The 5,093-nt window shown below is 72.2% G+C and carries 5 protein-coding genes; 3 read left to right on the top strand and 2 right to left on the bottom strand.

Features of this window, described 5'->3' with window-relative positions; genetic code table 11:
- Positions 1-241: 241 nt before the first annotated feature.
- Entirely contained in the window at positions 242-1,102 is an 861-nt protein-coding gene (locus tag D7Y11_RS41545; protein ID WP_126936430.1) for a hypothetical protein, read from the bottom strand.
- A 351-nt stretch (positions 1,103-1,453) separates the two neighbouring features.
- Between D7Y11_RS41545 and D7Y11_RS41540 the strand changes: the two genes are divergently transcribed.
- Together D7Y11_RS41540 and D7Y11_RS41535 are read left to right on the top strand one after the other, a co-directional pair.
- Positions 1,454-2,134: a hypothetical protein gene (locus D7Y11_RS41540; protein ID WP_233597519.1), complete on the top strand. Its 681-nt coding sequence runs from the start codon at positions 1,454-1,456 to the stop codon at positions 2,132-2,134.
- Between the two features lie 21 nt (positions 2,135-2,155).
- Entirely contained in the window at positions 2,156-2,653 is a 498-nt protein-coding gene (locus tag D7Y11_RS41535) for a hypothetical protein (protein WP_120581444.1), read from the top strand.
- An 18-nt stretch (positions 2,654-2,671) separates the two neighbouring features.
- Here D7Y11_RS41535 and D7Y11_RS41530 read toward each other — a convergent pair whose 3' ends face one another.
- Positions 2,672-3,961, bottom strand: coding sequence for a universal stress protein (locus D7Y11_RS41530; RefSeq protein ID WP_126936429.1), 1,290 nt, complete (start codon positions 3,959-3,961; stop codon positions 2,672-2,674).
- Between the two features lie 358 nt (positions 3,962-4,319).
- Between D7Y11_RS41530 and D7Y11_RS41525 the strand changes: the two genes are divergently transcribed.
- On the top strand, positions 4,320-5,093 hold a 774-nt coding region (locus tag D7Y11_RS41525; RefSeq protein WP_255431206.1), incomplete at its 3' end, for a cation-transporting P-type ATPase.

Raw genomic sequence — 5,093 nt, 5'->3', positions numbered from 1 at the left:
GGAGGAGGCTTGGGGGCCGGCGGCTGCTGCGGGAGCGTGCGCGGGAGGCCGTTGTTACGAGGTCCGTCGATCGCCATCGTCTGTCTCCGAAGACTTCACTGCCCTCGGTGGGTCCAATGCTGGCGCCCTGGAACCGCGGCGTCCCCCGCCACCGGGTGCAATCCTTTTCACTATTATCGCATCAACCCGCCACGGGTTGCCTGATGACCCAGGCGGACCGGAATTTCAGGTATGCATTGGCCTACACTGTGCGAGTGGCGCGCAGGCGGGGCGGGGTGAAGGACAGCTCACGGACCTGGAGCCGGGACGTGGTGAAGCCGTCGAAGCGCTTGGGGGCGTCCGGCGTGCCGGCGCGGACGGCGACGTGGGACTCCACGTCCATCTCCAGGCGGACGGGCCACAGCCGGTCCAGGGAGAGCAGGCAGCCGCCGTGGCCCTTCGCCTCGGTGTGCATGGTGGTTTCGCCCTTTTCGCCCGGAGGCGGGCGGAGCGAGGCGGGGACGGGCTGGGGCGTGGACGGAGTCTCCATCTGGAGGCGTAAGCCCACGGATTGGCCGTCCAGGCTGCGCAGCTCCACGCGCGTGTTCGCGCCGGTGAGGGCGCCGCTTCCCGCGCCCTGCTCTTCCCAGCGGGCCCCGACGCCCACGGGTTCGGCGGGCAGGAAGGTGCCCAGGTCCTTGAGCATCCCCGCCATCTGCTGCATCTGTCCGCGCACGGGCGCGGGCAGGTCCGCGGGCAGCTTCCACTCGAAGCCGCTGGAGCGGCCGTTGGGGGCCACCTGGCCTTCGCCCTTCAGGCCGGGGAGGGGAGACAGCTGCGCGCGGGCCGCCTCCACGGTGCGCACGGGCGTGCGCGCGGCGACGAGCAGGTCCACCTCCTCCAGCGTGAAGCGGTAGCGCGCGCTGCCATCCGGGAGCACGCGCAAGACCTCCACGGCCATCACCATCTGCACCCCCGGCATCACGGGGCCGGGCTTGCTGCGGCCCGCGTCGCGAAGCGTGGTGGTGGTCTCCGACCGCATGCCGATGCGCTGCACCCCGCCGAACAGGGGGCGCAGCAGGAGGGGCTTCTGGGGGGCCTGACCGCGTTGCAGGACGTGCATGGACCGCGACTCTAGCCCCGCCGCGCCGCTTGTGAATCCGGGCGCGGTCCGGCGCCTCGGCGGTGGACGATGGGCGCGGGTGGAAGCCGCCGGTGTCTGCGATTGCGCCCGGGCCACTGTACCCGTCGCGAACCCCCGGGACTGTGCTGCATTTGGATAGAGGAGATTCCAGGCAAGGTCAGACAGTTCTGTTTCAGCCCGCGAGGGTGTTTTTCCCAGGCCGCGAGAACGTACGCCCGAGGGGCGAAACACGTCGCGGAGACAGGATTGATTGTTTATAGACGTGTCGCCCAGGCCCGTCTGGAGGCAGCACTGAAGCACTCGCACCATAAGATCCTTCCAACTCACTCAGTGTATTGGTTCCTGGCGGGCCTGGCTTTGCTCTACGTGGAGGCGGCGGCGCTCCTGGATCCCCTGGGCGTGCCCCTGCTTCCGCACCAGATGGTGCAGGACGTGCTCCGGAGCGGGTTTGGCTTCTACCTGCTCCTCCTGGGCATCCCCTGCTGCATCTGGGTCCTGGGCTGGCGTGCCCGCGACCTCTTCGTGTGGCTGATGGCACCGCACACCCTGACGGTGGACGACGAGGGCCTGCGCGCTGACGGCACGCGGATCCGCTGGCGGGACGTGCGGGAGATCATCGAGCAGCACGCGGACGACTGCGTCACCCTTCGCCACACGGGTGGAACGCTGCGGCTGCGGCTGTTCCTGTGGAGCGACCCGGATGTCCTGCACGAGGCGGTGCTGGAGCAGGTCGTGTCGCGCCTCCTGGAGCGCGTGAGCCACCAGGTCTCCGAGGGGAAGCCGGTCCGCTTCGGACCGCTCGTCCTGGGCGACCTGGGGCTCATCCACCGGGGAAAGCTCTGGCGCTGGGACGACATCGAGAGCATCCGCCTCCAGGACGAGGTGGACCAGGGCTACGCGTCCCGCGACCTGGTCATCGTCGCCCAGGGCAAGGCCCGGAAGTTCGACGAAGCGAAGGTCATCAACGCGCCAGTCCTGCTGGCCTATCTGTCAGGCCGGCTGGCCGGCTGACGCACTCACAGGCATCCCGACATGGAAATCTACCGCTCCCCCCAGTCCAAGAAGCAGGCGGAAAAGCCGCGCGCCATCTACTACTCGCGGGGCAAGCTCATCGCGGGCGTGGTCATCTGGATCGTTGCCACGGGCCTCTTCGGCGTGCTCACCGTGCGGGCGCTCCCGGTGAGCAACATCTGGATCGCCGTCGCGTTGATCACCCTGGCCTCGGCCTGGATGCTCTTCAACTGCGTCCGGGGGCTGGGGAAGCTGGACAGCCCCGTGCTGCTCATCGGCCGGGACGGCATCCGCTTCCCGGATGGCGTGCTCATCGCCTGGGGGGACATGGAGGAGAACGTCTACCTCGACCAGTCCTACATGGGCCTGCCCGTCATGAAGATGGTGCAGATCAAGACCACGCTGGCGAAGCCCCGCGTGAAGAAGCTGCGGGTCTCCGCGCTCGCCATGGACAGCGACGAGTACATGGCGCTCTGCGACAGCTACAGCCAGGGCGGCGGGGCTCCCGCCGCGCGCTGACGGAAACCCGTACGCGCTTCAGCGCAGTGGGGGACGCAGCACGAGCACGGGCCGGCGGCTCAGGGAGAGCACCTTTCGCGCCACCGACCCGAGCACGGCTTCCCTCACGCCTCCGTGGCCGCGCGAGCCCAGGCAGAGGAGCTCCGCGTCCATCCGCTCCGCGGCCTGCACGAGCGCGAGCGCCACGTCCTCGCCGTGGAGGACCTCCAGCCGCGTGGTGACCTCCCGGACCTCCAGTCCCCTCGGCACGCGCTCCAGCAGGCGCTGCTTCAGGTCGCGGTGGAGCTCCGCGCCGGCGCGCTCGGGAATCACCGTCACCAGGTGCACCTCCGCGCCCGCGGGCGCCAGCGCGAAGGCGAAGGGGATGGCCTCGTCCGCGAGCGGCGACAGGTCCGTGGCCACCAGCAGCCGCCGCACCTGGGGCAGCGGCGCCTCGCCCCGGGAGGCAGTGGGGCTCACCGGCGCCACGCCCGCCGACATGGGCGCGAGCCGCAGGGCGTGGTGCGCCACCGAGGCCAGGTTGCCCAGGGCGTTGTGCGGGTGCGTGCCCACCACGAGCAGGTCCACTTCCTGCTCGCGGGCCAGGTCCACCAGGTGGTCCGCGGCGCGTCCCACGGCCATGCGCAGGTGCACGCGCGGCGCGACGCCCAGGCCCGTGTCCGCCAGCGCCGCCACCTCGCGGTGGAGCACGGCCTCGATGCGGGGCGCCACCTCATCCAGGTTCATGGGGGTGGGCAGTCCCAGGCGCCGGCACTGCTCGAAGGCGTAATAGACATGCCCCGCCAGCAGCTCGATGGGGCCATCCGCGCCCAGCTCCGCCAGCCAGCGCCGGGCGGCCTCGCTGCCCCGTGAGCGATCCACCCCGAACATCACGCGCAGGGGCCGCGCACCCGTGAGCCAGGCCTCGAAGGGGGCGGCGTCACGGACCCGCAGGAGCGGCACGGCGCAGTTGCTCGCGATGCGCTCCAGGCTGACGCCCGAACCCAGGGCGGCGGGCTCTTCGCGGGGCGTCCCCACCACCAGCAGCCGCGCCTCGTGCGCGTCGCAGAAGACGGCCAGGGCCCGCGAGGAGCCGCTCTCCAGCAGGGAGGACTCCACCCGCGCGCCCAGCGGCTCCAGCCGCCGGAGCTCCTCGCGCAGCAGCGCCCGCAGGCCTTCGCGCACGGGCTCGGCGGCGACGCGGAGTTGATCCGGGTGGACCTGGTGGACGAGCCAGAGCGGCAGACCCCGGCGTGCGGCGATTCGCGCGGCCACCTCCGCGGCCTGACGGGAACCCTCGGAGAGGTCGGTTGCGCAGATGATGGCCATGGCTGGACTCCAGGCGGGGGGAAGGCGCCGCACCGGGGCTTTCCGGTGGGCGGGTTCGCGCTGGGAGCGCGCCCCGCTGTTGCTTCCAGGCCTCTTCAGGATGCGTGCCGTCCCGCCCCTCCGGCGTCCCCGGCCCGGCCCGCGCAAGGGTTGCGGAGCCTGGAGGCGCACGGGCGCAAAAGCTGCGCGCCTCCGGGGGTATGGCCCGCGTCCACCCTCGCGGCATGGGCTTCGCAAACCGTCGCGGGCATCCCCTGGCGCAGGAGCGACCCGAGATGAGCCTCCCTGGTTGGCTGGACCCCGAGCGTGGCCACCGCGTGGAGCGGCGTGGCGAGCGTGGCGGGCGGGTGGTGTCGCGATGAGCGCGGCGAATGGCGCGGCGGCGGTGGCGGTGGCGGTGGCTCCGGAGCCGCGCTGGGGCCTGGAGCAGCGGGAGGCCGAGGCGCGCCTGGGCCAGCACGGACCCAACACCCTGACGCGCGAGCAGCCCCGCTCCGCGTGGCTCTTCCTGGGCCGCCAGTTCCGCTCCGGCATGGTGTGGCTGCTGCTGGGCGCGTGCGGCGTGGCGGCGCTCCTGGGCGAGGGCGCGGACGCGGTGGCCATCGCGACCATCGTGGTGCTCAACGCGCTGGTGGGCTTCCTCAAGGAGTACCGCGCGGACCGCGCCGTGCTGGCCCTGCGCGCGCTCACCGCTCCCAGCGCGCGGGTGCTGCGCGATGGCGTGAGCGCCGTGATTCCAGCGTCCCAGGTGGTGCCGGGGGACGCGCTGGTGCTGGAGGCGGGGGACGTGGTGGCGGCGGACGCGCGGCTGCTCTCGGCGCATGCGCTGCTCACGCTGGAGGCGGCGCTCACCGGGGAGAGCACGCCGGTGGACAAGCAGGTGGGCGCGCTGCCGGACTCCACCCCGCTGGCGGAGCGCAAGGACCGCGTCTTCATGGGGACCTCCGTGGCGGCGGGCACGGCGGTGGTGGAGGTGACGGCCACCGGCATGGCCACGGAGCTGGGCCGCATCGCGCACCTGGTCCACACGGCTCAGGAGCCCCAGACGCCGCTGCAACAGCGCCTGGAGGGCGTCACCCGCATGCTGCTGGTGCTGTGCGTGGCCGTGGGCGCGCTGGTGGCGGGCCTGGGG

It is taken from the genome of Corallococcus sp. AB018 (genome assembly GCF_003986945.1).
GTDB lineage: Bacteria > Myxococcota > Myxococcia > Myxococcales > Myxococcaceae > Corallococcus > Corallococcus exiguus.
Note: the sequence above shows the minus strand (reverse complement) of the source record. Positions and strands in the feature narration are given on the sequence as shown.